At 69.6% G+C, this 24,529-nt stretch carries 19 protein-coding genes and 3 tRNA genes; 14 read left to right on the forward strand and 8 right to left on the reverse strand.

The genetic code is table 11. The features are described from left to right. Positions 1-196 precede the first annotated feature (196 nt). Positions 197-281, forward strand: a tRNA-Tyr gene (locus tag HNR24_RS12520). Positions 282-362: 81 nt separating this feature from the next. On the opposite strand, the gene HNR24_RS12525 is transcribed toward HNR24_RS12520, so the two are convergent. Continuing rightward, entirely contained in the window at positions 363-995 is a 633-nt protein-coding gene (locus HNR24_RS12525; protein ID WP_182495928.1) for a LysE family translocator, read from the reverse strand. Between the two features lie 139 nt (positions 996-1,134). Between HNR24_RS12525 and trxA the strand changes: the two genes are divergently transcribed. Continuing rightward, positions 1,135-1,521: a thioredoxin gene (gene trxA / locus HNR24_RS12530; RefSeq protein ID WP_058887569.1), complete on the forward strand. Its 387-nt coding sequence runs from the start codon at positions 1,135-1,137 to the stop codon at positions 1,519-1,521. Between the two features lie 6 nt (positions 1,522-1,527). On the opposite strand, the gene HNR24_RS12535 is transcribed toward trxA, so the two are convergent. Further along, a complete protein-coding gene (locus tag HNR24_RS12535; RefSeq protein WP_182495929.1) occupies positions 1,528-2,646 on the reverse strand; it encodes a DNA-3-methyladenine glycosylase family protein in 1,119 nt (372 codons plus the stop codon). 139 nt (positions 2,647-2,785) lie between these two features. On the opposite strand from HNR24_RS12535, the gene HNR24_RS12540 reads away from it, so the two are divergent. The 6 genes from HNR24_RS12540 to HNR24_RS12565 all read left to right on the forward strand — a co-directional run bounded on the left by HNR24_RS12540 (position 2,786) and on the right by HNR24_RS12565 (position 8,987). After that, complete coding sequence (locus HNR24_RS12540; RefSeq protein ID WP_182495930.1) at positions 2,786-4,333, forward strand: pyridoxal-phosphate dependent enzyme; 1,548 nt, start codon at positions 2,786-2,788, stop codon at positions 4,331-4,333. Continuing rightward, complete coding sequence (locus tag HNR24_RS12545) at positions 4,330-5,487, forward strand: cystathionine gamma-synthase (protein ID WP_182495931.1); 1,158 nt, start codon at positions 4,330-4,332, stop codon at positions 5,485-5,487. The genes HNR24_RS12540 and HNR24_RS12545 overlap by 4 nt, the downstream gene beginning before the upstream one ends. Positions 5,488-5,491: 4 nt before the next feature. Continuing rightward, positions 5,492-6,118: an MOSC domain-containing protein gene (locus HNR24_RS12550; protein ID WP_182495932.1), complete on the forward strand. Its 627-nt coding sequence runs from the start codon at positions 5,492-5,494 to the stop codon at positions 6,116-6,118. A 387-nt stretch (positions 6,119-6,505) separates the two neighbouring features. Continuing rightward, a complete protein-coding gene (locus HNR24_RS12555; RefSeq protein ID WP_182495933.1) occupies positions 6,506-8,599 on the forward strand; it encodes a DEAD/DEAH box helicase in 2,094 nt (697 codons plus the stop codon). A 140-nt stretch (positions 8,600-8,739) separates the two neighbouring features. Then, positions 8,740-8,811, forward strand: a tRNA-Thr gene (locus HNR24_RS12560). A gap of 99 nt (positions 8,812-8,910) precedes the next feature. Further along, a tRNA-Met gene (locus HNR24_RS12565) sits at positions 8,911-8,987 on the forward strand. Between the two features lie 145 nt (positions 8,988-9,132). Here the strand turns inward: HNR24_RS12565 and HNR24_RS12570 are convergent. The 3 genes from HNR24_RS12570 to nirD form a co-directional block, all read right to left on the reverse strand. After that, positions 9,133-11,295: a DEAD/DEAH box helicase gene (locus HNR24_RS12570; RefSeq protein ID WP_182495934.1), complete on the reverse strand. Its 2,163-nt coding sequence runs from the start codon at positions 11,293-11,295 to the stop codon at positions 9,133-9,135. 280 nt (positions 11,296-11,575) lie between these two features. Continuing rightward, positions 11,576-12,337, reverse strand: coding sequence for a sirohydrochlorin chelatase (locus HNR24_RS12575; RefSeq protein WP_182495935.1), 762 nt, complete (start codon positions 12,335-12,337; stop codon positions 11,576-11,578). 10 nt (positions 12,338-12,347) lie between these two features. Beyond that, on the reverse strand, positions 12,348-12,716 hold the full coding sequence (gene nirD, locus HNR24_RS12580) for a nitrite reductase small subunit NirD (RefSeq protein ID WP_058887566.1): 369 nt from the start codon (positions 12,714-12,716) through the stop codon (positions 12,348-12,350). A gap of 259 nt (positions 12,717-12,975) precedes the next feature. On the opposite strand from nirD, the gene nirB reads away from it, so the two are divergent. The 3 genes from nirB to HNR24_RS12595 are packed head-to-tail and all read left to right on the forward strand — an operon-like array spanning position 12,976 to position 17,710. After that, positions 12,976-15,729, forward strand: a complete 2,754-nt coding sequence (gene nirB / locus HNR24_RS12585; protein ID WP_182495936.1) for a nitrite reductase large subunit NirB — start codon at positions 12,976-12,978, stop codon at positions 15,727-15,729. Next, a complete protein-coding gene (gene cobA / locus HNR24_RS12590) occupies positions 15,726-16,541 on the forward strand; it encodes a uroporphyrinogen-III C-methyltransferase (protein WP_182495937.1) in 816 nt (271 codons plus the stop codon). Before nirB ends, cobA begins: the two co-directional genes overlap by 4 nt. Beyond that, a complete protein-coding gene (locus tag HNR24_RS12595; RefSeq protein WP_182495938.1) occupies positions 16,541-17,710 on the forward strand; it encodes a uroporphyrinogen-III synthase in 1,170 nt (389 codons plus the stop codon). Before cobA ends, HNR24_RS12595 begins: the two co-directional genes overlap by 1 nt. A 47-nt stretch (positions 17,711-17,757) precedes the next feature. On the opposite strand, the gene HNR24_RS12600 is transcribed toward HNR24_RS12595, so the two are convergent. Genes HNR24_RS12600 through HNR24_RS12610 form a run of 3 tightly spaced genes read right to left on the reverse strand, consistent with a single transcriptional unit; the run spans position 17,758 to position 22,942 of the window. Beyond that, positions 17,758-19,290: an FAD-dependent oxidoreductase gene (locus HNR24_RS12600; protein ID WP_182495939.1), complete on the reverse strand. Its 1,533-nt coding sequence runs from the start codon at positions 19,288-19,290 to the stop codon at positions 17,758-17,760. Further along, on the reverse strand, positions 19,287-21,512 hold the full coding sequence (locus tag HNR24_RS12605) for a molybdopterin oxidoreductase family protein (RefSeq protein WP_182495940.1): 2,226 nt from the start codon (positions 21,510-21,512) through the stop codon (positions 19,287-19,289). Before HNR24_RS12605 ends, HNR24_RS12600 begins: the two co-directional genes overlap by 4 nt. Continuing rightward, positions 21,512-22,942, reverse strand: coding sequence for an MFS transporter (locus HNR24_RS12610; protein WP_182495941.1), 1,431 nt, complete (start codon positions 22,940-22,942; stop codon positions 21,512-21,514). The genes HNR24_RS12605 and HNR24_RS12610 overlap by 1 nt, the downstream gene beginning before the upstream one ends. A 206-nt stretch (positions 22,943-23,148) precedes the next feature. Between HNR24_RS12610 and HNR24_RS12615 the strand changes: the two genes are divergently transcribed. Genes HNR24_RS12615 through HNR24_RS12625 form a run of 3 tightly spaced genes read left to right on the forward strand, consistent with a single transcriptional unit; the run spans position 23,149 to position 24,392 of the window. Beyond that, positions 23,149-23,412, forward strand: coding sequence for a hypothetical protein (locus HNR24_RS12615; RefSeq protein ID WP_179440981.1), 264 nt, complete (start codon positions 23,149-23,151; stop codon positions 23,410-23,412). After that, entirely contained in the window at positions 23,413-23,892 is a 480-nt protein-coding gene (locus tag HNR24_RS12620) for an FAS1-like dehydratase domain-containing protein (protein ID WP_058887561.1), read from the forward strand. It begins immediately after the preceding gene. Beyond that, entirely contained in the window at positions 23,889-24,392 is a 504-nt protein-coding gene (locus tag HNR24_RS12625) for a MaoC family dehydratase (RefSeq protein ID WP_058887560.1), read from the forward strand. The genes HNR24_RS12620 and HNR24_RS12625 overlap by 4 nt, the downstream gene beginning before the upstream one ends. The last annotated feature ends 137 nt before the right edge of the window (positions 24,393-24,529 follow it).

Below are 24,529 nucleotides of genomic sequence, written 5' to 3' on the forward strand. Positions count from 1 at the left end.
AGATGGGTGCTAGGGATCGGGCATGCGTCGACGTCGACGATCTGAACGGGGATCGTCGAACACGCAGCAATGATGAGTTCAACCCTACTCCTGGTATGAGCCGCGGATTCGAAAATTTCCCCTGTTGTCGCTAAAGTAATGGGGTGCCTCTTACGGGGCGCCGGAAACTCCTCAGGGAGCGTCCGCATGGTTGCACGGCAGATTACCCGAGCGGCCAAAGGGGGCTGACTGTAAATCAGCTGGCATCGCCTACGGGGGTTCGAATCCCTCATCTGCCACCATGGGATGTCTCAGGACATCAGAGAAGGGCTCTGAACTTCGGTTCAGGGCCCTTCTTCGTGTGCCAAGTCCGTCCCAGCGGCTCAGGTCAGAGCCTGCAGCGCGAGCAGCACGGCCATCACCAGCAGGGCCAGACCGGACCCGCCCTCGACCACGCGGATCCAGGTGGAGCTCAGCGTGCGCTTGACCCCGGCGATGAAGCCGGCGCAGAGGAAGCAGCAGAGCAGGGACGTGATCATGAAGGCGATGAAGAAGACCAGCAGCGAGCTCAGCGCGGCATCCTCCCCGAGTGCTCCGGCCACCGCGCCACCGGCTCCGCCCCAGTAGACGACGTTCCAGACGTTGCCCACCGACAGCAGCGCCCCGGCTGCCAGTGGACCTCGAAGCATGTGCGTACCGGGTGCGCTGCTGCCCGTCGCGGGGGCGACGGCGCGCCCGGACGCGGCGTAGATCCCCTGCGCCCCCAGGATCACCAGCACCAGGCAGCCTGCCAGGGTGATCGGGATGTGCAGATGAGGCTGGGTGAGAAGGGCCGCCGCCCCGGCGAGCCCCAGAACCGCCCACACGGCGTCGCCTACCAGGGATCCGAGCTGGACTCCGAGTGCGGACCGGAACCCGCCGCGCACCCCGCGGCGCAGCGACTCCGTGAAGATCGGACCAGGGGCGGCGTTGTAGAGAAGTCCCAGCCAGATCCCGGTGAGGATGATCTGTATCACCTGAACATCATGTCCTGAATGCCCGGTTGCAGTCTTCAACGGTGTTCCCCGGACGTGGGTTCCGCTGGACGCTTAAGTGCTCCCGGGGGCGCAGGGCGGGGGCCGACAATCCGCGCGTGCTCGCGTAGGGTGGCGAGGCATGGCTACCACTGACCTGACCACGACAGACTTCCAGCAGACCCTGGAGGACAGCGACATCCTGCTCGTCGACTTCTGGGCCGACTGGTGCGGCCCGTGCAAGCAGTTCGCCCCGGTGTACTCCGCGGTCTCCGAGCAGCACCCCGACGTCACCTTCGCCAAGGTGGACACCGAGGCCGAGCGGGAGCTCGCCGCCGCCGCGAACATCACCTCGATCCCGACCCTGATGGCCTTCCGGGAGAAGGTCCTGGTCTTCTCCCAGCCCGGCGCGCTGAACGCCGAGCAGCTCAACGAGGTCATCACTGCGGTGAAGGACCTTGACATGGCTGAGGTGCATAAGCAGATCGCCGAGGACCAGGCCGCGCAGGACACCACTCCGCAGGCCTGACCTCGCTCAGCGGCCCCGGTGATCCGCCGGGGTCAGCTTGGGACCATACTTCTGGTCCCGGAAGCCGGAGAGCTTCAGCAGTCGGATGATCCGCTGCCGGTGCGGGGAATAGGGCGCGAGCAGGCGCAGCATGCCGGGATCGTCGGTGCGCGCCCCGGTCATCGCGGCCCCCACGAAGTTGCTCAGGTGATAGTCCCCGACCGAGGGAAGATCCGCCGACCCGTGGGAGCGCTGCAGCGCCTCCGCCACCGTCCACTCTCCGATCCCGGGGATCGAGCGCAGCCGCTGAGCCAGCTCCGCGACTGCGTCGGTCTGCGCGGCGGTGCGCGCACTGAGCTGATGGATGGTGCTGGCGCGCTCCGCCACCCGCTGGATGGTCTTGGACAGCGCGGGCTGGACCCAGAGCCGGTGCCATTCCCAGGAGGGCACCCGGCGCAGCTGTGCACCGGTCAGCGGAAGCCGCATCCACGGTGGAGCCGGCAGATGCGCCGAGCTTGGGGCGAGCTCACCATGCCGACGCAGCAGCTCGCGCCATCCGCTGCGCGCCTGATCGTGGGTGACCTTCTGTTCGAAGGTGGCTGTCACGAGTTGGTCGAAGAGCCCGCCGGTGGCCGGCAGGCGCACACCGGGATGCCGACGTCGCACCCGCACCAGCGCGGCCGAGAGCTGGTCTCCAAGGGCGTCCAGCAGCAGCTCCACCTCCTGCCAGTCATCCTCGACGCCGAGGATCTGCCCGCCCCGCCGGGCGGCGAGATCGGCCACCGCCTCGGCCTCGAGTCCGGGACCGGCCGCGGTCACGCGCACCCGCACCGTCGAGGCGGTGCGCTGATCGAAGCGCCAGGTCGCCGCCCCGAGCTGCGCCCCGGTCGGGTCATAGATCCGTTGGCACATCCATGCGCCCGCGCCGGGAGTGCCGCGCGGGCCTCCGGTCATCGACGCGGCACCCGGATCCAGCCTGATGCTCGGGTCGCCGGCGCCGCGCTGGAGCACCGCGAGCGTGCGCGGTAGGTCGATCGGCCCGCCGAGGTCCAGGAGCACCTCGTGATGGTGCGCCGCCGGGGTCACAGCCGGGGTCGCCGCAGGGGTCGGGCCCGGGGTCGCGCCGGTGGTTGCTCCCGTGGTCATGGTTCCACTGTGGCACAGGCCCGCGGCATCGTCCCGGCGCCCGTCCGGTGGGCCCCCACAGACCCAGATCAGCGGGGTGAGGTTTCCTCAGAAGACCGGGCCTGACTGATCCGCTTCCCAGGTCGGTAGAGTTGGCGGCATGAAATATGCCCAGTCTGTCGTCGAGCTGATCGGCCGCACCCCCCTGGTGAAGCTGAATCGGATCACCGAGGGCGTCTCCGCCACTGTCCTTGTGAAGCTCGAATACCTCAACCCTGGCGGGTCCATCAAGGACCGCATCGCGCTGAAGATGATCGAGGAGGCCGAGTCTGCGGGCCTGCTCAAGCCCGGGGGAGTGGTGGTCGAGCCGACCTCCGGGAACACCGGCGTCGGCCTGGCGCTGGTGGCCCAGCAGAAGGGCTACCGGGCGGTGTTCGTGACGGTTCCCAAGGTGGCCCAGGAGAAGCGTGACGTGCTGCGCGCCTATGGCGCCGACGTCGTCGTGGGCCCGGCCGGTGTCCCCTCGGAGTCTCCGCTGTCCTACTACGGGATCTCGGATCAGCTGGCCGAAGAGATCAAGGGCGGCTACAAGCCGGACCAGTTCTCCAACCCGGCCGCGCCGAACTCGCACTACGAGACCACCGGGCCGGAGATCTGGGAGGACACCGAGGGCAAGATCACCCACCTGGTGGTCGGCGCCGGCACCGGGGGCACCGTGACCGGCTCCGGGCGCTACCTCAAGGAGGTCTCCGCGGATCGCCCACAGGGGCCCGTCCGCGTGGTGGTGGCCGACCCGGACGGTTCCATCTACTCCGGCGGGGAGGGCCGCCCCTACTTCGTGGAGGGCGTCGGCGAGGACATCTGGGTGAAGAACTACGACGCCTCGATCCCCGATGAGCACCACGCCATCTCCGACGCCGAGTCCTTCGCGATGGCGCGCCGGCTCGCCACCGAGGAGGGTCTGCTGGTCGGCGGCTCCTCCGGCACCGCCGTGGTCGCCGCGCTGAAGGTCGCCAAGGATCTCGGCCCCGAGGATGTGGTGGTCGCGGTGCTGCCCGACTCCGGCCGCGGCTACCTGGGCAAGATCTTCAACGACCAGTGGATGATCGACCACGGCTTCGGCGCCGTGGTCTCGAACTCCACCGGCGTGGAGATCAGCGTGAAGACCTCCGCAGAGCTCAGCGAGGCGGTCAGCACCGGGCTGATCGGCGCCGAGCCCGAGGACGGCGAGGCCCAGGCCGCCGAGGAGTCCGGGGGCCAGGACGCTGAACCGGTCACCGCCTCCGACGTGCTGCTGGCGAAGAGCTCGCTGTTCTCCTCCGCGATGCCCGAGGTGGTCTCGATCTCCCGGCACACCACGCTGCGCGAGGCGGTCTCGGTGATGAACCGCTACGGCATCGACATCGTCCCGGTGATCGACCAGCCCGGCCGGGTGGCCCGGATCGGGGAGGTCTACGGCGTCGTCGACGTCGCGCACCTCTCCGAGGACCTGATCATCGGTCATGCCACCCCCGATGAACTGGTCTCCGAGCATCTGGACATCAACCTGCCGCTGGTCGGGATCACCGAGACGCTGCCGGAGATCCTGAAGAAGCTGCGGACCAGCCCCACCCTGCTGGTCGCCGAGAATGGCGACATCGTAGGAGTGCTCACCCGAAACGACCTGCTCGCGCACCTCTCCGGTGCCCAGAAGAAGGAGACCCGATGACCGAGAACCGCCACGGATTCGCCACCGACGCCATCCACGCCGGACAGGAGGTCGATGAGGTCTTCGGAGCAGTGGTGCCGCCGCTGCACTTCTCCACCACCTACGCCCCCGACGGTATCGGCAACCTGCGCCGCGGCTACGACTACGGCCGGGCCGGCAACCCCACCCGCACCTCGCTGCAGACCCAGCTGGCGGCACTCGAGGGTGGCCGCCACGCGTTCAGCTTCGGTTCCGGGCTCGCCGCCGAGGATGCGATCATCCGGGCGGTGACCCGGCCCGGGCAGCGGATCGTGATGGGCAACGACGCCTACGGCGGCTCCTACCGGCTGATCAGCCGGATCCACGGCGACTGGGGGATCGCGAACACCCCGCTGGATCTCACCGACCTCGACCGGGTCGAGGCCGAGCTCGCCACGCCGGACGCCACGCTGCTCTGGGTGGAGACCCCGTCGAACCCGCTGATGGCCATCACCGACATCGCGGCCCTGGCGAAGATCGCCCATGCCAACAACGCGCTGCTGCTGGTGGACAACACCTTCGCCAGCCCCTACCTCCAGCAGCCGCTGGCGCTGGGCGCGGACATCGTGGTGCACTCCACCACGAAATACATCGGCGGGCACTCCGATGTGGTCGGCGGCGCCGTGATCACCTCCGACGACGAGCTGGCCGCCGCCATCGGCTTCCAGCAGTTCGCCGTGGGTGCGGTCTCCGGCCCGCTGGATGCCTACCTGACCACCCGCGGGCTGAAGACCCTCGCGGTGCGGATGGACCGGCACTGCAGCAACGCCCAGGTGATCGCCGAGCACCTGGTGGACCACCCCGCCGTGGAACGGGTGCTCTACCCGGGTCTGCCGGACCACCCCGGCCACGAGCTGGCCAAGACTCAGATGAGCGGCTTCGGCGGGATGGTCTCGGTCCAGCTCGCCGGGGGTGAGGCTGCCGCCCGGAAGGTCGCCGAAGGCACCCGGCTGTTCATCCTCGCGGAGTCTCTCGGGGGCATCGAGTCGCTGATGAACTACCCGCATGAGATGACCCACGCCTCGGTGCGCGGCACCGAGCTCGCCGTCCCGGAGAACCTGCTGCGGCTCTCGGTGGGCATCGAGGATGTCGCGGACCTGATCAACGACCTCGACATCGCGCTCGCCGGACTCTGATCCGATGACCGAGGCGTCACCGACCTGCCTGGCGGGCGCGGCCGACCGGCTGGGACTCACCGGCACGATCGATGCGGTCTGCGTGGTGCACCAGCTGGTCACCGACGACGTCGGGCAGGTCGGGGTCAGCGGGATCGACAAGCGCCCGGTCTCCGGCCCGGTCCGGGTGCGCACCCTGGGACTCCACGGTGATGTCCAGGCCGACCGCAAGCACCATGGTGGAGCATTGAAGGCGATCTACGGCTACACCGCCGAGGACGCCGCCTGGTGGGCCCAGGAGCTGGGACGGGAGATCCCCGCAGGAAGCTTCGGGGAGAACCTGCGGATCTCCGGGATCGACCTGGATGGCGCCCACCCTGGCGAGCGTTGGCAGATCGGGGATCACGTGGTGCTCGAGGCCACGGTCCCGCGGATCCCCTGCGCCACCTTCGGCCGGTGGCTGGGCGAGCCCGGCTGGGTGAGGCGCTTCCTGGCGGCCGGCCGGCCCGGCACCTACTTCAAGGTGATCACTCCCGGCACCGTGCAGGCGGGGGATCGCGCCGTGGTGAGCGCGATCCCAGAGAACCCGGGCCCCAGCATCCGGGAGACCGCGCTGCGGCGGGGCCCGGCCCTGGCTCGCCCGGGCGACTGAGCCGCCGGCGCATCCGGCACATCGTGAGCTTCGTCTCCTAAGGCGACAGCTGAGGATGATGTGGGCTAGACTCAATGGGCATTCTCCGGATGATCCCGTTTTCTCTTGCTGACTCCGAGCGTGCCCCATTCACATGGGGCCGGAAGCTCGTTGAGGGTTGTGTGTATCCACGGGTCGACTCCGGAGCCGACAAAGCGGCCGAGTCCCTGTGACTGATCCAGTCCCGTCCTAGAACCTTGAGCAACCTGCCCTGCCCATGCAGCGGCTGCGTGCAGTGCCATTCGGCATGCCCAGCTGCTTCGAGCAGCGGTGGTTGATTGTGCAGGTTTCTGGGACTGGATCCTCAGCGGGGACTCTCGGTCGCGTGACATGTGACGAGGAGTCAACATGACCATCCAGGACCAGTTCCCCACCGAGCCCACGCCGGCCGACGCGGAGACCGCAGCTGCCGCTCAGACGGCGGCCACCACCGAGTCCGGCGCGACGCAGACGCCGGAGACTGCCCCCACTGCTGAGGCTCCGGCCGCTGAGGCTCCGGCCGCTGAGGCTCCCGCCGCTGACGCGGCTCCGGCGGCTGAGGCCCCGGCCGAGAAGGCTCCGAAGGCCGCCGAAGAGTCCACCGGACCGAAGTTCTCGGAGCTGGGCCTGGATGACCGGGTGCTGGAGTCGGTGACCAAGCTGGGCTACGAGACCCCGTCGCCGATCCAGGCGCAGACCATCCCGCTGCTGAGCCAGGGCCGCGACGTCGTGGGCCTCGCCCAGACCGGCACCGGCAAGACCGCTGCCTTCGCGCTGCCGGCGCTCTCGCACATGGCTCGGGCCCACGATTCCGGTGAGCTCGGGAACTCCCCCTCCACCCTGGTGCTCGCGCCCACCCGTGAGCTGGCGATCCAGGTCGCCGAGGCGTTCTCCACCTACGCCCAGGGCGTGCCCGGGATCACCGTGCTGCCCATCTACGGCGGCTCCCCCTATGGCCCGCAGCTGGAGGGCCTGCGCCGCGGCGCGCACGTCGTCGTCGGCACCCCGGGGCGCGTGATTGACCACATGACCCGCGGTTCGCTGAACCTCTCCACGATCAAGCACCTGGTGCTCGACGAGGCCGACGAGATGCTGCGCATGGGCTTCGCCGAGGAGGTGGACCAGATCCTGGCCCGCACCCCGAAGACCAAGCAGGTCGCGCTGTTCTCCGCCACCATGCCCAAGGCGATCCGCCGGATCTCCGCGGACTACCTCAACGACCCGGTCGAGGTCTCGGTGAAGTCCAAGACCTCCACCGGCACCAACATCCGGCAGCGCTTCGTGCTGATCAAGCACTCCGCGAAGCACGAGGCCCTGACCCGGATCCTGGAGACCGAGCCGCACGACGCCGCGATCGTCTTCGTGCGCACCCGCTCGGCCACCGAGGAGGTCGCCAACAAGCTCGCCGCCCGCGGGTTCCGCACCGCGGCGATCAACGGTGACATCCCGCAGAACCTGCGCGAGAAGACCGTGGAGAACCTCAAGGCCGGTCGAGTCGACGTGCTGGTCGCCACCGATGTGGCGGCCCGCGGGCTCGACGTGGAGCGGATCAGCCACGTGTTCAACTACGACATCCCGCTGGACACCGAGTCCTACGTGCACCGGATCGGGCGCACGGGCCGCGCCGGTCGCTCCGGCGAGGCCGTGCTGTTCGTGACTCCTCGGGAGAAGCGCATGCTGCGCGCCATCGAGAAGGCCACCCGCCAGCCGGTGGAGCAGATGTCCATGCCGACCATCGCGGACGTGAACTCCTCGCGGCTGGAGCGCTTCTCGGAGCGGATCACCGAGACCCTGGCCTCTGAGGAGCTCGAGGAGTACCGCGGACTGGTCTCCTCCTACACCCAGGAGCACAACACCCCGGCCGAGGACGTCGCCGCCGCCCTGGTGGCAATGGTCCACGAGGGCCGGCCGCTGCTGCTCGATGAGAAGCGCGACGACGAGCTGGTTCGCGAGTCCAAGCGCGAGGTCGGCGAGATCCGCCCCAGCGGGGACCGCCCCGAGCGTGGACCGCGGGACCGCGGACCGCGCACCGCCGGTCCGGGCAATGCGATGTACAAGATCGCCGTGGGCCGTCGCAACGGGGTGAACCCCGGGCACATCGTCGGGGCGATCGCCAACGAGGCTGGGCTCAGCGCCCGCGAGATCGGCGGGATCGACATCCGCCCCACGCACTCCCTGGTGGAGCTGCCCGAGAAGCTCTCCTCCGAGCAGTGGGCCGCCCTGGCGAAGACCCGCATCGGTGGCGAGCTGCTGAAGATCGAGCGTGACACCGGCGCTCCCTCCGGCTCAAGCGATCGCGGCGGCTCCAGCGACCGCGGCGGCTATAAGCGTGAGGGCGGCTACGGCGAGTCCCGCGGCGGCTACGCCGGCAAGCGTGACGGCGGCTCGAGCGATCGAGGCGGCCGCGCAGGCTCCGGCGACAGCCGATTCGGCAACAAGGATCGCAAGCCCCGCTGGAAGTGATCTCGTCCCCCGCGAGGGAGTCGGTCTTCGTCGCCGCAGGTCTCGATCTGTGGCGGCGAAGACCCCGGTCCGGGGAGACGCAGCTCACCTCTGATCGGTTTTTGAACGGTGCTGGACTGATGGTAGAGTTTAGTGCTGTTGCCCCAATAGCTCAGTGGTAGAGCGCAGTCTTGGTAAGACTGAGGTCGCGGGATCGATTCCCGCTTGGGGCTCTGATTGAGAGCCCGCGCAGCGCAGCATATTGCGCGGCGCGGGTGTTTCTCATTCACACCGATTCTCCGCCCGCACAGCGAGCCGGAGGAACGGGGTATGGCGGTGTAGCTCAGCTGGTTAGAGCGCACGACTCATAATCGTGAGGTCCCGGGATCGAGCCCCGGCACCGCTACCACACGCCGCACAGGCGAGCGAGACGATTCGGGCCCCCACGCATCACCGCGTGGGGGCCCGATCTGTCTCCGCCCATCGGCGGGCGGCCTGGACCGCTTCACGCTCCAGTGCCAGGCCCACCCGTTCTGCCGCCGCGCCGAGGAGCCTCAGGGCTCCTGCCGGATGCCGCGTTCTTCCAGAGCCGCCTCCAGGAGCGTGACGAGCGCCTCGAGCTGCACATCTGCGGAGTCTGGGAGCTCCTGCTCGGCCCCGTCCAGCGCCCGAGCAGCCAGCCCCGCCTTGGCGTCGATGAGCTCAGCGATCCTGGTGTCCGGGGTCTGCGCCGCGATGATCCGCCACGCCGTCACCGGTTCCTCCTGCCCGATGCGGTGGATGCGATCGATGGCCTGGGTCTGCTCGGCGTCGGTCCAGGAGAGCTCCGCGAGCACCATGTTCGACGCGACCTGCAGGTTCAGCCCGACGCCTGCGGCCGTGAGGGAGCACACTGCGATGCTGACGTCGGGGTCGTTGGTGAACGCGTCGATGTGCTTCTGCCGGGCCGAGGCCGTCTGGTCTCCTCGGATCGAGGCGTACCGGATGCCCTGCTTGGCGAAGGTCTCCTCGGCGATGTCCATGACATCGATGTGCTTGGCGAAGAAGACCACCTTGCCCGCGCTGCGGGCGAGCTGCGCGGCATAGTCGGCCGCGAGCCCGGCCTTGGCCTGACCGATGCGCCGGGTCATGGTGAACACGTTCTCGGTGGACTTCTTCGTGGACTTGCTCGCACGCTCCTGTGCGGCGACCTGACGCACCAGCGCGTGGTCGATGCCCTCAGCGGCCTCGCCCGCCGGCTTCGCCGCCAGCGCCCGTTCATAGCGTGTGAGCAGGCGATCGGCGAGCTTCTGCTCGGCGGCTCGGATGGAGCGCGCGGCCGCGTCGTCGATCTCCACCGGGACGTCGGCCACCCGGCGGGCCGGCAGGTCGGCGGCCACGTCCATCTTGCGCCGGCGCACGATGCCACGGTTGATCACGGCCGCGCGGGCCGCCGGGGAGAAGCCGCGGTCGGCCGGGGTCAGGCCGATCGCCTCGAGCGACTCCATCAGCTCACCGATCGGATTGGTCTCATCGACCCAGCCGAGGAACTGCCAGATCGCCCGGAAGTCTTCGATGTCGTTGATCAGCGGGGTGCCGGTGAGCGCGATGAGCAGCGGGTCAGCGATCCGCGTGCGGATGCGCTCGGAGAGGTGCAGCACGTTCTGTGACCGCTGTGAGCGGCGGTTCTTGATGTAGTGCGCCTCATCGACCACCATCCCGCGCAGCCCCAGTTCCTGCAGCCATCCCGCGTGCCGGTCGAGCACCTCGTAGTTCACGATGATGATGTCCGCGAAGCCGTCGATCCGCTCACCGTCGCCGTGGACCACGGTGGCCGGGTGATTCGGCGTCCACAGCTCAGCCTCTCGCGCCCAGTTCATCTTCACCACGTTCGGCACGACGACGAGCAGCGGATAGGCGTTGGCTGCCTGTGCGGCCAGCAGCGCCTGTGCCGTCTTGCCCAGACCGGGCTCGTCGGCGATCAGGAAGGACCGGTGTCCCTGCGCGGCGGAGGCGACCAGCCGTGCCTGGTGCGGCATCAGGTCCAGCTCCCGGCTCATCCGGGAAGCGCCGGGCTGCGGCAGGTCCATGCAGGCCAGCGAGCCGCCCTCGGCGAAGGATTTCATCAGCGGCTCGATGAGCTCCCAGCCCACGAGGCGACGCGGCTTGGCGGTGCGCTTGGCGGCCGCCGAGTAGTCAGGCTCCAGGAAGGGGTTGGCGAGCTGGCGGGACTCCACCGAGACCGGCACCACTCGGCGCTGCCGGTCCTCTCTGGGGGCGGCCGGTTCGGGCGCCTTGGCGGGCTCGTCCGGGACCTCGATGCCGGCGGACTCCAGCAGCTCCCGGCGCAGCGAGCGCGCGCGGTCGGAGATGACGGCGTCATCGGCGAGCAGTCCCAGAAGCGAGGTGTCGCGGGCGGCGGTGGTCGCGAGGATGGTGGCGACGCCGTCGAGCCGCTTCAGGTCCTCGGCGCCGCGGGATCCGGTCTTGGCCTCCACCGCTTTGAGCCGGGCGCGCTCCTCCCGCACCAGAAGCGCCACCACTTGGAACTTGGTCCGGGTCGAGGGCAGGTCGAGGCCGCGCTGGACCGCGGACTCGACCTCGCGCACGACCTTGGCGAGCAGCGCGATGATCCCGCCGTCCTCGCGTCGGCGGGGTCGCCGGCGGGCGCGGCTGCGCGTGGGGTTCTGACGCTGGGCTCCTCGAGCCACGGAGTCCTCCTTGGAGCGATGGGTCATTCCTCTCGGCGGGACAGAGCCCACACTGCACCCGCGGCGGGGTGAGGGACGTCCGAGCAGTCTCGGCAGAGACGTCCCGGTGCACAAGCTGGTCCAGCGGATCCGTGAAAGAGATCGACGCATGGAGCGTGCCCCGCCGGGAGGGCCCAGCCAGCGTACCGCGTGCGGGGCGAATCTCAGCCTTCGCAGGGAGATTCATGACGCGGGACACGCCGGGGGACCACTTTGAGGCAGCGGCGCGGGTTGCGTTTTCTGCAGAGGGTTCGGTGTCCGAGAGCCCTCAGAGCGGCGTCTGCAGGGCGGGGGACAGCTTCGCCAGTCCCGCGGTGAAGCGATCCAGGATGATCTCCACCAGCTCCGGCGGCGCCTGCGTGGAGTCCTGCGGGAGCAGGGAGCTGGTGACCAGATCGGCGCCTGCGCGCTGCAGGAGGTTTTGGAAATACCCCGGGGCCAGCAGATAGCTGATCAGCACGACCCGACCCCGTGCGGTCTCTCGGGCCTGCGCCACCGCCGTCTTCACCGAGGGCTGCGCGAAAGAGAGGTAGGCGTCCTGGACCGGGCGGCCCAGTCTCCTCTGGAGCCGCGCTGCCATGTCCTGGCAGTCCCGCACGGCCGAGCTGTCCGAGGATCCGGCGGCGGCAAAGATCAGGGCGTCTCGAGCGGGGTCCACCCCGGATTCCTGCATGCGACGCAGCAGCAGATCCACCAGCCGGTCATCGGGGCCCAGCGCGGCGGCGACGGTCACCGGACGATCCAGATCGGCGGTGTCCTTCCTGAGGTCCACGTTGACGTGGAACCCGGCGGAGAGCAGCAGCGGCACTACGACGGCGGCAAGCTCCTGCGGCAGGGCGGCCAGGCTGGCAGGGACGTCGGGCTGCTGCACGTCCACGTGTCCGAGCCTTATCAGGTCCTGCCGCCCTTGTGCGGCGGCGGCCTCGCGGACCCGGTGCGCGAGCTGGGTGACCAGACGCTGACCCTCGGGGTTGGAGGTGCCGTGGGAGACCGCCACCAGCGCGGCCCGTGATGGTGCGGCGTGGGTCATCCAGGACACCTCAGACCTTCACCTCGACGAATCCGGCCTCGACGCGGACCGGATAGGACTTCAGCTGCAGCGCCTCGTCGCTGAGGCACCGACCGGTGGCCAGATCATAGGGCTGCTTATGGATCGGGGAGGCCAATGTGGGCCGGCCAGCTTTGGACCCGACGATACCGCGAGACATCACATTCGCCCCGGCGTAGGGATCCCACTGGGACACTGCGTGCACGGTCTCACCCTGGAGCCGGACCAGTGCGATCTGCGTGCCCTCGATCAGGGCGGCCTCTCCCCACATCGGCTCCAGGTCTGCCACGCGGCACACTCGATGCCAGCCAGGCTCGGCGCTGTGGGTGGGCGTGGATGAAGGCGTGGTCCCAGGGCTCATCGCCCCAGCCTAGGCCGGGCTGATTTCGTCCGAGAAGCGCCTGTGTAAAGGCCTCATGACACTGGTCTCACGGGCACTGACATCATGATGAGGACCTCGTCACTTTGGTGTTACAAATGCGACACCGCGTAGAAACCGCCCGTTCCTAGGCTGAAGCGAACCCTCGACGGTCAGGCGGACCCTGTGGAACACCGAACCCCTCCGCCCGATCGACGTGAAGGCATATCGCACTCATCGTCTACCGCGAAGGTGAACCCCCATGGACGCAACCACACACTCGGCCGAGGTCGCAGCCAAGGCCAGGGTCGAACGGCATATCGCCGTCGTCGGAGGCGGCCCCGCCGCACACCGGCTGACCGAGGCGCTGATCTCTCGAGACCCGGCGGATCTGCGGATCAGCGTGTTCACCGAGGAGACGTCGGCGCCGTACGACCGGGTGGCGCTGTCCCGGCGCTTCGCGCAGTTCGACGATGAGCTGCTGCTGGGGGACCCGGCGCTCTGGGATGACCCGCGGGTCCAGCTGCACACCGGCACCGCGGTGACCGAGCTGGACGTGGAGGCCAAGACGATGCGCACGGCGGCCGGTGAGCTGATCGGCTTCGACGAGCTGGTGCTAGCCACCGGATCCTCCGCACCGCGCCCCCCGATCGAGGGCAGCGAGCACATCGCGGTCTACCGCACCCTGGACGACGTCGACTGGTTGCGCCTGCGGGCCGCCGAGCTCAGCGAGGAGCTTGGCCGCCCGGCCCGCTGCGCGGTGATCGGCGGCGGCCTGCTCGGCCTGGAGGCCGCCGGAGGGCTGCGCGGCCTCGGCGCCGAGGTCACCGTGGTGCATTCCCGCCCCTGGCTGATGAACGCCCAGGTCGACGAGTACGGCGGTCGCACCCTGAACCGGCTGCTGCAGCAGGAGGGATACCGGCTGCAGCTGGGCCACCGGCCGACCCGCATGGCCGTGGACCCGGAGGCAGGCCCCGAGCGCAGCCGCTACACCCTGGAGTTCGCTCAGGCCGAAGCCCTCCCGGCCGACCTGGTCGTCGCCGCGATCGGCATCACCGCTCGCGACGAGCTCGCTGCCGCAGCAGGGCTCGATTGCGCCGAGCGCGGGGGAGTCGTCATCGACGAGACCTGCGCCAGCTCGGCACCGAACATCTGGGCCATCGGGGAGGTTGCGAGCTACCAGGGCACCTCCATGGGTCTGGTCGCTCCGGCCAACGCCATGGCCGAGGTCGTCGCCGACCGGCTCAGCGGTGGCCAGGCCTCCTTCGTCGGGTTCGACACCGCCGCGAAGCTCAAGCTCGCCGGCATGGACGTGGCCTCCTTCGGTGATGCCTTCGCTGAGACCCCCGGCGCGCTCGAGGTGGTCTACGCCGATGCCGTCGGTGGGATCTACCAGAAGATCGTGGTCACCGACGACGCCACCACCCTGCTCGGCGGAGTCTTCGTCGGCGACGCCAGTCCGTATTCCTCACTGCGCCCGCTGCTGGGCCGGGAGCTTCCCGCCGCCCCGGGCGCCTTCCTCTCCGCCGCCGGCGGCGCAGACCTGGACCTGGAGCTGCCCGATGACGCACAGGTCTGCTCCTGTAAGGACATCTGCGCCGGAACGATCCGATCCGCCGTCGCCGGGGACGCCGGCACACCCGGCTGCACCGATATGACCGCTATGAAGAGCTGCACCAAGGTGGGCACCCAGTGCGGCTCCTGCATCCCGATGGCGAAGAAGATCATGGAGGCCCAGATGTCCTCCCTGGGTCTGGAGGTCTCCAAGGCGCTGTGTGAGCATTTCGGGCACTCCCGCGCCGAACTCTTCGAAGCCGTGCGCGCCACCCAGCTGAGAACCTTCACCGAGATCGTCGAGCGGTTCGGCAGCCCGGCGGACGCGCAGCGCAACCTCGGCTGTGACATCTGCAAGCCCGTGGTGGCCTCAATCCTGGCCGCCCAGCACGGCGCCGAATACATCCTGGAATCGGGTCGCGGCTCGCTGCAGGACACCAACGACCGAGCGCTGGCGAACATGCAGAAGGACGGCAGCTACTCGGTGATGCCAAGGATCCCCGGCGGGGAGATCACCCCGCAGAAACTGAAGGTCATCGCCGAGGTCGCGGCCGACTTCGATCTCTACACCAAGATCTCCGCCGCGCAGCGGGTGGACATGTTCGGCGCCCGGCTGGAACAGCTGCCGCAGATCTGGCGCCGGCTGGTCGACGCCGGTTTCGAATCCGGACAGGCCTACGGCAAGGCGCTGCGCAACGTGAAGTCCTGCGTGGGTTCGAGCTGGTGCCGCTACGGAGTCCAGGACTCCGTGGCCATGGGCATCCGGCTGGAGAACCGATACCGCGGACTGCGCTCGCCGCACAAGATGAAGTTCGGCGTCTCCGGCTGCGCCCGCGAATGCGCCGAGGCTCGGGCCAAGGACGTCGGCGTGATCGCCACCAGCGACGGCTGGAACATGTACGTGGGCGGCAACGGCGGGGCCACGCCCGCCCACGGACAGCTGCTGGCCAAGGACCTCGACGACGAGGCGCTGCTGCGCTACATCGACCGCTACGTCATGTACTACGTGCGCACCGCGGATCGGCTCCAGCGCACCGCCCGCTGGATCGAGGAGCTGCCCGGGGGAGTCCAGCATGTCTACGACGTGGTGGTCAAAGACTCGCTGGGCATCGGCGAGGACCTCGAAGCGGCTATGGCCCAACACGTGGACGGCTACGAGGACGAATGGGCCGCCACGCTGCGCGACCCGGAGCGGCTGCGTCGCTTCCGCAGCTTCGTCAACGCCCCCGACGCCCCTGACCCCGGCCTGGCCTACGTGCTGGAACGCGGCCAGCGTCGCCCGGCCACCGAGCAGGAGAAGGCCGAGGCCGTCTCCGGTGACGGCCCGGTGCTGCTGACCGGGCCGCGGATCCCGGTGCGCGAAGAGATGGCCCGAGAAGACGCAGCTCACCAAGAGGCAGCGCGGGCGCGGGAGGGCGCACCGGTCCCCGACAATCTGGCACCGGCGGAGGGAAGCTCATGATGGATCTGGGAGAGGTCACACTGATCGGGGGCGGCCCAGGAGCCGCAGACCTGATGACCGTGCGAGCCCGCGACGCGCTGGCCATCGCCGACGTCGTCTTCTACGACCGGCTCGCACCCACCGAGGGGCTGCGCGAATGGGCCCCGGCCGCGGAGCTTTTCGACGTGGGCAAGCGTCCAGGCCACCACCGGGTGACCCAGGAGGACATCCAGTCGTTGATGACCGACGCCGCGCGCCGCGGCCGCCGGGTGGTTCGGCTCAAGGGCGGTGACCCGTTCGTCTTCGGACGCGGCTGCGAGGAGGTCGCCGCCTGCCGCGATGCTGGCATCCCGGTCACTGTGGTCCCCGGCATCACCTCGGCGATCGCGGTGCCCGCCGCGGCCGGCATCCCGGTGACCGCCCGCAACGTCTCGAAGTCCTTCACCGTGATTTCCGGCCACGACCCGCTCGGGGAGCAGGAGCTCGCCGGGCTGGCCGCGCTGGGCGGCACCGCGGTGATCCTGATGGGCGTGGGCACGCTCGGACACACCATGACCGGGCTGCAGCGCCATGGACTCGCCGGGGACACCCCGGTGGGCATCGTGGAGCGCGGCTTCAGCCCCGACCAGCGGGTGCTCATCGCCCCCCTGAGCGAGATCCTCGGCGTCGCGGCCGAGGCCAGGCTGCGCTCGCCGGCGGTGCTGGTCATCGGGGAGGTGGTCCGGCTGGCCGCGGCCGAACCCTGCTCCGGTGAGGCGCGCACCGACACCGACTCCTCTCCGGCGGTCGCTGGAGAACAGGTCATCCGCGCCATGGCCGGGGTGGTGCTCTGATGAGCACGGCGAGCTCCTCCACGGCCTCGATGCCCGCCGGCCCCGCGGGGGATGCCGCGGCATCGGTGCCGCAGACCCTGGCGGGCTTCCGGATCGGGGTCACCTCGGACCGACGCAGCGAAGACCTGATCTGCGCCTTCCGACGTCGCGGCGCCGAGGTGATGCATGCCCCCGCGCTGCGGATCGTGGCCCTGACCGAATCCGTGACCCTGCAGCAGGACACCCGCAGGGTGATCGAGGCCGCACCGGACTTCGCGATCATCACCACCGCCTACGGGATGCGCCGCTGGTTCGAGGCGGCCGACACCTATGGGCTGGGCACCGAGCTCTTCGAGACCCTGGAGCAGGCCACGATCCTGGTCCGAGGCCCCAAGGCGCGCGGCGCGGTCCGGGCCGCCGGACTCGACGACGACGGCTCCGCCGAGGACGAGCGCACCGCCACCGTGGTGGACATGCTGCTGACCCGAGACGTGCGGGGCAAGACCGTGGCGCTGCAGCAGCACGGGGCCAGCGATGACTCCCAGATCCACCGGATGCAGGCGGCCGGCGCCACCGTGGTCACCGTGCTGCCCTATACCTGGACCAAGCCCGATGAGGATTCAGACCTGCTGCGCATGATCGACGCAGTGATCGAACGTCAGCTCGATCTGGTCACCTTCACGGCCGCCCCGGCCGTGGAGGCGTTCCTCTCGGTGGCCCGGCAGTACGGCAGGTTCGAGGCGCTGGTGGCCGCGCTGCGCGGGGACGTGGTCTCGGTGGCGGTGGGGGCAGTGACCGCTGGACCGCTCTATGACGCAGGGCTCAGCCCGATCATTCCCTCCCGCTGGCGTCTGGGCGCGATGATCAAGTTGGTCTGCGACCACCTGGAGGAGCACCAGACGCTGCGGATCTCCACACGGCACGGCCCGGTGGAGATGCGCGGCTCCGAGGTGCGGGTGCCGCAGGTCACCGACGAGCCGGTGCGTCTTCCTCCGGGCCCGCTGTCCTTGATGCGGGCGCTGGTCAAGGCCGAGGGGGCGGTGCTCTCCCGCGAGCACCTGATGCAGCTGCTGAGCCAGTGCGATTCGGAGCACGCTCTGGAGATGTGGGTCTCCCGGCTGCGCAAATCGCTGCCCGTCAGCGATCTGGTCAGCACGGTGGTCAAACGCGGATACCGCCTCTCCGTCTGAGCTCCTCGCCGTTCGCCTCTCCGTCTGAGCTCCTCGCCGTTCGCCGCTCAGGCGGTCACCCCCGCCGGGAGCTGCTGCGTCTCCTCGCGCAGCAGCTTCTCGATCCGCCCATGACAGGTCCCGCAGCCGGTGCCTGCCCGGCAGGCCGTCCCGACCTCAGCCACGCTGGAGGAGCAGGCCGCGGCGTCCTGCACCTGGGCCAGGGTTGTGCCCGCGCACCGGCACAGCACGTCCTGCGGACCGAGCTGCGCCTCGCGGGTCGCGTGCTCGGCGGCCAGCAGCGCGGTCCGGTCGGTCACCGGCATGGTTCCGCGACCAGCATGCATCGCCAGCTCGGCGGCCGAGCGCGGCATCCCGACCGAGACGAATCCGAGCAGCCGGTCCTGATCCGAGACGATGCGCAGGTACTGCCCGCCCTTGGGATCAGACCAGGTCGAGACCGTGGGCGAGTCGGGGTTCCAGGGATCCACGTCGGTGGTGCCGGCGCAGGCGATGTTCAATGTGTGGGACTTCAACAGAATGACGTCCAGTCCGGTGGCAGCCGCAAGCTCCACCGGGGCCCCGGCGGCATCGCGCTCACGCGGCTGCTTCAGCCCCACGTCTTCGCGCAGCGTCTGCGCCACGGTTCCGGCGTGCTCCCAGCCCGGGGCGATCAGCCCCGCGGAGACCCTTCCCGCCACCGTGGCGCAGTCACCGATCGCGAAGATCCGCGGATCGCTGACGCTGCGGCAGGCCTCATCGGTCATCACGCCCCAACGGGTGGGCAGGCCCGCCGCCCCGGCCAGCTGGTCCCGGGCGCGGACGCCGGTGCAGGTGACCAGCAGCGCGGCGGGCAGCTTCTCGCCCAGCGAGGTGCGCACGGCGCACAGGCTGCCGGATTCAGCGATCACCGTGGTGATGTCCGCGGCCGCTCGCACCTGGACCCCGGCGCGGATCAGCTCGCGGCGCAGCAGCATCCCCGCGTCGGTGTCGATCTGCCGGTTCATCGGCACATTGCCCCGGTGGACCAGGGTCACCGGGGCGCCCACCTCGGCGATCGCCAGCGCGGCCTCGACGCCGAGCACGCCTCCGCCGAGCACGACCACCGGCTCGCCGCGACGCACAACCTCGGCGAGGCGCAACGCGTCTCCCATCTCGCGCAGCGCCAGGATCCCGTCGGGGAGTCCGCTGGCCCGCACCTCCGCGTCGATGGCGCCGCCGCGGCGTGACTCCACCTCGAAGCTCGGCGTCATGGGTTCCGCTCCGGTCGCGAGCACCAGCCGGTCATAGCCGATCGTGTCGCCGTCCTCGAGCATGACCTGCCGGGTCTCGCGGTCGATCGCCCTCGCCCTGACCCCGGTTCGCACGTCGACGCCGGCCTCGCGCAGCGCGGTCAGGTCGGTCAGGTCGAGGTCGGCGGGCTGGATCCGGCCGACGGAGACGTCCCCGATGCGGATCCGCTGATAGGCCGGCTCAGCCTCGGCCCCGATCACGGTCAGCCGCAGCGCGCCGCTGGAGACCTCCTCCAGGAGCTCATCGATCAGCCGAGCGGCCACCGGACCGAACCCGAGCACCAGCACGTGGGGGACGGAGCGGGTCATGCGGCTGCCTCCAGGGACGTGGCGGGACGTATCCGGACAGGAGTGTTCTTGAATTCCGGCATCTTCGAATCCGGATCGGTCAGACCTCTGGTGAGCAGGTTCGCAGCGCCCCGGCCGGCGAAGTGGAAGGGAGAGAAGATCGTGTCGGCGCGGATCCCCGCGTCGAGGACCACCTTCGCGGTCAGTGCGCCCTGCGCGTTCTCGACCACCGCGAATCCGTCTTCGACCAGCCCGTACTGACGCGCGGTGGCGGGGTGGACCTGCACCGTCACCTGCGGGTGCGCGGCATCCAGGGTCGGCACCCGCCGGGTCTGGGTGCCCGACTGATAGTGCTCCATCAGCCGCCCCGTGGTCAGGGTCAGCTCCGCCGCCCGCGGCGCCGCCTGGGCGCGCGGCCGGATCGCGCGCAGCACCGCTCGGCCGTCCGGGTGGGCGAAGCGCTCGGCGAACATCCGCGGGGTTCCGATGATCGGCTCCCCGGTGCTGGTGAGCTCCGGTGAGCCCCGCCTGCCGGTGTCTGCGGAGGGGTCACCAGTGGCCGGGTGCGGCCAGTACCCGGCGTGCCCGGCGTCGAGCAGCTCCCAGCTCATCGCTGAGTAGTCGGCGGGCGCCCCTGCAGTGGCTCGGCGGATCTCTTCGAAGACCTCCGCCGGATCGGTCGGGAAGCCGGTGGGGGTGCCGAGTCGGCGGGCCAGCTCGGCGAAGATCCACAGCTCGGAGCGGCAGCCCGAGGGTGGGTCCACCGCTCGGCGCCGACGCAGCAGTCGACCCTCCAGGCTGGTCATGGTGCCGTCCTCCTCGGCCCACTGCAGGACCGGCAGGACGACGTCGGCCTCGGCGGCGGTCTCGGAGAGGAAGAAGTCCGCGACCACCAGCAGGTCCAGGGCGCGCAGGTTCTTCAGCACTCGGGAGGTCTCGGGCGCCGAGACTGCCATGTTGGAGCCATGCACCAGCAGCGCCCGGACCCCGGCCGGACCGTGCTCGGTCCGGGTGCCCATGGTGTGCAGCAGCTGCGTGGCCGGGATGCCGGGACCCGGGATCGTCTCAGGCGCCACGCCCCAGACCCCGGCGATGTGCGCGCGATCGGTCGGCGAGGTGATCGAGCGCAGTCCCGGGAGCTGGTCCGACTTCTGCCCCATCTCGCGCCCGCCCTGCCCGTTGCCCTGACCGGTGAGGGTGCCATAGCCGCCGTGGGCGCCGGGCAGTCCCAGGATCAGCGCCAGGCTGAGCGCGGCGCGGGCCGTGTCGGTGCCGTCGCGGTGCTGCTCCACCCCACGTCCGGTGAGGATGAACACCGGGTCCCCGCCGTCGCGGGCCTCCGCGGCGGCAGATCCGAGGCGGCGGGCAATGAAGCGGATCTGGTCCGCCCCGACCCCGGTGGCGGCCTGGGCTCGTTCGGGCCACCAGGCGGCAGCGGACCGGCGGAAGTCTTCGACGCCGCGGACCCGCTGCGCCAGATAGTCCCGATCGGTGCAACCTTCTTCGAAGAGCACATTGGCCAGGGCCAGCAGCAGCACCAGGTCCCCGCCCGGGGTCGGAGCCACATGGAAGCCGGCGCCGTCGGCGGTGAGCTGCGCGGTGGTGCTGCTGCGCGGGTCCACCACGATCAGCCCGCCCTTGGACCGGGCTCCTTCGAGGTGCTGCACGAAGGGCGGCATGGTGTCTGCCACATTGGAGCCCAGCAGCAGCACGGTGCAGGCGGCGTCGAGATCGGTGAGCGGGAACGGCAGACCACGGTCCACTCCGAAGGCTTCGGAGGAGGCCTTGGCCGCCGAAGACATGCAGAACCTGCCGTTGTAGTCGATCTGTGAGGTCCCCAGCGCGACCCGGGCGAACTTCCCGAGCGCGTAGGTCTTCTCATTGGTCAGGCTTCCCGATCCGAACACCCCGACGGCGTCCCGGCCATGGGCGGTCTGGATGCTGCTCAGCCGTCCCGCGATGTGGTCCAGCGCCTCCTCCCAGGAGGCCTCGCGGAAGCTGTGTCCGCCGTCGTCGTCGGTCTGCTTGATCAGTGGAGCGCGCAGCCGGTCGGTGCGGGGGCCGAGCAGCTCCGCAGCGGTGCTGCCCTTCCGGCACAGCCGCCCGCGGTTGGTCGGGAACCGGGCGCCCTCCACGGTGATGCCCGGCTCGGGCGCCTCGGTGATCTGCAGGGTCATCGCGCACTGCAGCGCGCAGTACGGGCAGTGGGTGCTGACCTCTCGGGTCTTCGCCGGCACCGGCATCAGACGTTGGCGCGGGCGAAGACGGTGCCTGGGCGCATGTAGACGAACCAGGTGAGTCCGGCCAGGGCGATGTAGCAGGCGGCGAAGACCCAGAAGGCGACGTCGAAGGACCCGGTGGACTCGTTGGAGACCCGCAGGATCTGCGGAATCGCGAACCCGCCGTAGGCCCCGATCGCGCCGATCAGGCCCAGCGCCGAGGAGGCCTTGCGCTCGTGCCCCACTCGGTCGGCCGGGTCGACCGAGAGCTTGAAGACCACCGGGATCATCCGGTAGCTGGATCCGTTGGCCACACCGGTGAGCGTGAACAGTGCCAGGAACAGCAGAAGGTAGATCCAGAAGTTCGCCATCGAGAGTGTGAGCACCACGGCGGCGGTGACGGCCGCCATCGCCAGGAAGCTGGTGATGGTGACCCGGGCTCCGCCGATCCGGTCGGCGAGCTTGCCGCCATAGGGTCGGGCCAGGGATCCCACCAGCGGGCCGAGGAAGGCCAGCGAGAGGGCGGCGCCGAGGACCTGGATGCTGGAGAACTCGGGGAACTGGATGTTGATCAGGGTCGGGAACACCGAGCCGAAGCCCATGAAGGAGCCGAAGGTGCCGATGTAGATCAGCGAGATGATCCACAGATGCTTCTCCTTCAGCGCCGAGAGCGAGCCCTTGAGGTCGTTCTTGGCGTGCGAGAGGTTATGCATGTACCTCCGCGCACCCCAGGCGGCGAGCAGGATGAACGGGATCCAGAACAGCCCGGCCGCGGGCAGGTTCGGCTGCAGCGCGCCGAAGGCGAAGGCGGTGACCACGATCGGCACGGTGAACTGGGCGACGGCGACCCCGAGGTTGCCGCCGGCGGCGTTGACGCCCAGCGCCGCGCCCTTCTCCCTGGCCGGATAGAAGAAAGTGATGTTCGCCATCGAGGAGGAGAAGTTGCCGCCCCCGAACCCGGCGGCAGCCGCGATCGCGAACAGCGCCCAGTTCGGAGTCTCCGGATTCCCCAGCGTCAGCGCCATCGCCGCGGTGGGGATCAGCAGCAGCAGCGCGGAGACGATGGTCCAGTTGTGTCCCCCGATCATCGCCACCATGAAGCTGTAGGGGACCCGCAGAGTCGCCCCGACCAGCGGCGGCAGTGACACCAGCCAGAACTGCTCGGAGGTGGTCAGATCGAAGCCGACCAGGGGCAGGAAGACCACCGTGACCGACCAGAGCTGCCACACAGCGAACCCGAGGAACTCGCAGAACACGCTCCAGATCAGGTTCCGCCGCGCCGTCGTACGTCCAGGCCCCTCCCAGAACTCCTCGTTCTCCGGCTGCCAGTTGGTGATCCAGCGACCCTCCTCCACGAGGAGCCGATCGGTAGGCGCGGCGGTCTCGGCGGTCTCGGAGGTCTCTGTGGATTGACCGTGGTGTTCAGCCGTAGCGGTGGAACTCTGGGGATTCATCGCGGTGTCCTGCTTCCTGGCGTCTCGCGGGGCTGGGCCGCACGGTGACCCTTCGGGGGTCCGGTGATGGAGCTCCCACTCTGGCAAGACCGTGTTTCCGACAGTGGAGTGGGGAGTTTCGGTCGCGATAAACCAGGCTCATACTCTGCGCCGGTCACTGTGAGGTTTTTCGAGCTCGCCTCCTCGGGGCCTGTAAGCTGGCCGCCGTGAGCACTCAGCCCTTCGATCCGTGGAACAGCGGGACGCGCGCCTACCGGGTCACCCTGGTCCTGGGCATGGCCTGCACCGCCGTGGGCGTGATCCTGGTGATCCTGGCGGCCATGCTGGACTCCGCAGAGGCGACGACGGCGCTGCGCAGCATCGGCCTGGTCCTGCTGGGTGCCGGAATCCTGAGTCACCTGATCTCCATAGGGCTGCGCCGTCGCCAGGCCGTGCAGATCCTCTCCCGCCGAGCGTCGAAGGACGACTGAATGATCAACCCCGACCGGCAGGGTCACCAGTACCCGCCCGCCGCGCCCTACCAGGTCAGCCGGGAGGCGATCCGTGAGTTCGCGTTCTCGGTGCAGGCCGAGCACCCGGCCCACCACGACGTCGACGCCGCCCGAGCACTGGGGCACCGAGACCTGGTGGCCCCGCCGAGCTTCGCAGTGATCATCGCCCAGCGCGCCGAGGCCGCCGTGGTCAACGACGCCGAGGCTGGCATCGACTTCTCCCGCGTGGTCCACGCCGAGGAGCGCTTCACCCATCACAGCCCGATCCTGGCGGGAGACACGCTGAGCTCCCAGGTCACCCTGGAGAAGATCCGCACCATGGGCGCCGGCGCGATGGTGACCACCGTGGTGCAGATCAGCGCCGAGGACGGCTCGCCCCGGACCACCGTGACCTCCAGCCTGCTGGTCCGCAATGATCCCGCCGACTCGCCGGCCCGCAATGAGAAGGATGACGCATGAGCGCCCCGGTCTTCGAAGAGCTCGAGAAGGGACAGCAGATCGGCACCCGCGAGCTGCGCTTCTCCCGTGCCGATCTGATCCGCTACGCGGCCGCCTCCGGGGACCACAACCCGATCCATTGGAACGAGAGGTTCGCCCGGGAGGTCGGCCTGGACGGGGTCATCGCCCACGGCATGCTCACCATGGGCTCCGCGGTGGACCTGGTCAGCGCCTGGGCGGGCGATCCGGGCGCCGTCGTCGACTACCAGTCCAGGTTCACCAAACCGGTGCCCGTGCCCGACGCGGCCTCCGGGGCACCGGATACGCCCACCGCACGGCTGGTGATCAGCGGGAAGATCGGCGCGCTGGACCTCGATGAGCGCCGCGTCCGGGTGGACCTCAGCGTAGAGCTGCTCACCGAGCCCGCCCCCGAGGCGGGAACGAATGAATCCCAGGATGAGACTGCGGAACCCGTCCGCACGAAGGTGCTCGCGAAGTCCCAGGCCCTGGTGCAGCTCTAGGTCGCAAGCCGCGCCCAGTGGCGCCCAGCTCGCGAAGTCGAGCTCAGAGACAACACGCCGTCAAGCTCCTGCCCGGTGGTCATAGGGCGGAAACACAGCTTCACCGTATAATCGCCGGGACCGTCAGACTTCGGTTT

The organism is Nesterenkonia sandarakina (genome assembly GCF_014138825.1).
Classification (GTDB): Bacteria; Actinomycetota; Actinomycetes; order Actinomycetales; family Micrococcaceae; genus Nesterenkonia; species Nesterenkonia sandarakina.

Bases quoted from the DNA above. Each gene is read 5' to 3' on its own strand.
- HNR24_RS12620 (WP_058887561.1), top strand. From the start codon at position 23,413: ATGATCAACCCCGACCGGCAGGGTCACCAGTACCCGCCCGCCGCGCCC.
- HNR24_RS12600 (WP_182495939.1), bottom strand. From the start codon at position 19,290: ATGACCCGCTCCGTCCCCCACGTGCTGGTGCTCGGGTTCGGTCCGGTG.
- HNR24_RS12625 (WP_058887560.1), top strand. From the start codon at position 23,889: ATGAGCGCCCCGGTCTTCGAAGAGCTCGAGAAGGGACAGCAGATCGGC.
- HNR24_RS12555 (WP_182495933.1), top strand. From the start codon at position 6,506: ATGACCATCCAGGACCAGTTCCCCACCGAGCCCACGCCGGCCGACGCG.
- HNR24_RS12550 (WP_182495932.1), top strand. From the start codon at position 5,492: ATGACCGAGGCGTCACCGACCTGCCTGGCGGGCGCGGCCGACCGGCTG.
- nirB (WP_182495936.1), top strand. From the start codon at position 12,976: ATGGACGCAACCACACACTCGGCCGAGGTCGCAGCCAAGGCCAGGGTC.
- HNR24_RS12570 (WP_182495934.1), bottom strand. From the start codon at position 11,295: ATGACCCATCGCTCCAAGGAGGACTCCGTGGCTCGAGGAGCCCAGCGT.
- nirD (WP_058887566.1), bottom strand. From the start codon at position 12,716: ATGAGCCCTGGGACCACGCCTTCATCCACGCCCACCCACAGCGCCGAG.
- HNR24_RS12595 (WP_182495938.1), top strand. From the start codon at position 16,541: ATGAGCACGGCGAGCTCCTCCACGGCCTCGATGCCCGCCGGCCCCGCG.
- HNR24_RS12545 (WP_182495931.1), top strand. From the start codon at position 4,330: ATGACCGAGAACCGCCACGGATTCGCCACCGACGCCATCCACGCCGGA.
- HNR24_RS12535 (WP_182495929.1), bottom strand. From the start codon at position 2,646: ATGACCACGGGAGCAACCACCGGCGCGACCCCGGGCCCGACCCCTGCG.
- HNR24_RS12605 (WP_182495940.1), bottom strand. From the start codon at position 21,512: ATGCCGGTGCCGGCGAAGACCCGAGAGGTCAGCACCCACTGCCCGTAC.
- HNR24_RS12610 (WP_182495941.1), bottom strand. From the start codon at position 22,942: ATGAATCCCCAGAGTTCCACCGCTACGGCTGAACACCACGGTCAATCC.
- cobA (WP_182495937.1), top strand. From the start codon at position 15,726: ATGATGGATCTGGGAGAGGTCACACTGATCGGGGGCGGCCCAGGAGCC.
- trxA (WP_058887569.1), top strand. From the start codon at position 1,135: ATGGCTACCACTGACCTGACCACGACAGACTTCCAGCAGACCCTGGAG.
- HNR24_RS12540 (WP_182495930.1), top strand. From the start codon at position 2,786: ATGAAATATGCCCAGTCTGTCGTCGAGCTGATCGGCCGCACCCCCCTG.
- HNR24_RS12575 (WP_182495935.1), bottom strand. From the start codon at position 12,337: ATGACCCACGCCGCACCATCACGGGCCGCGCTGGTGGCGGTCTCCCAC.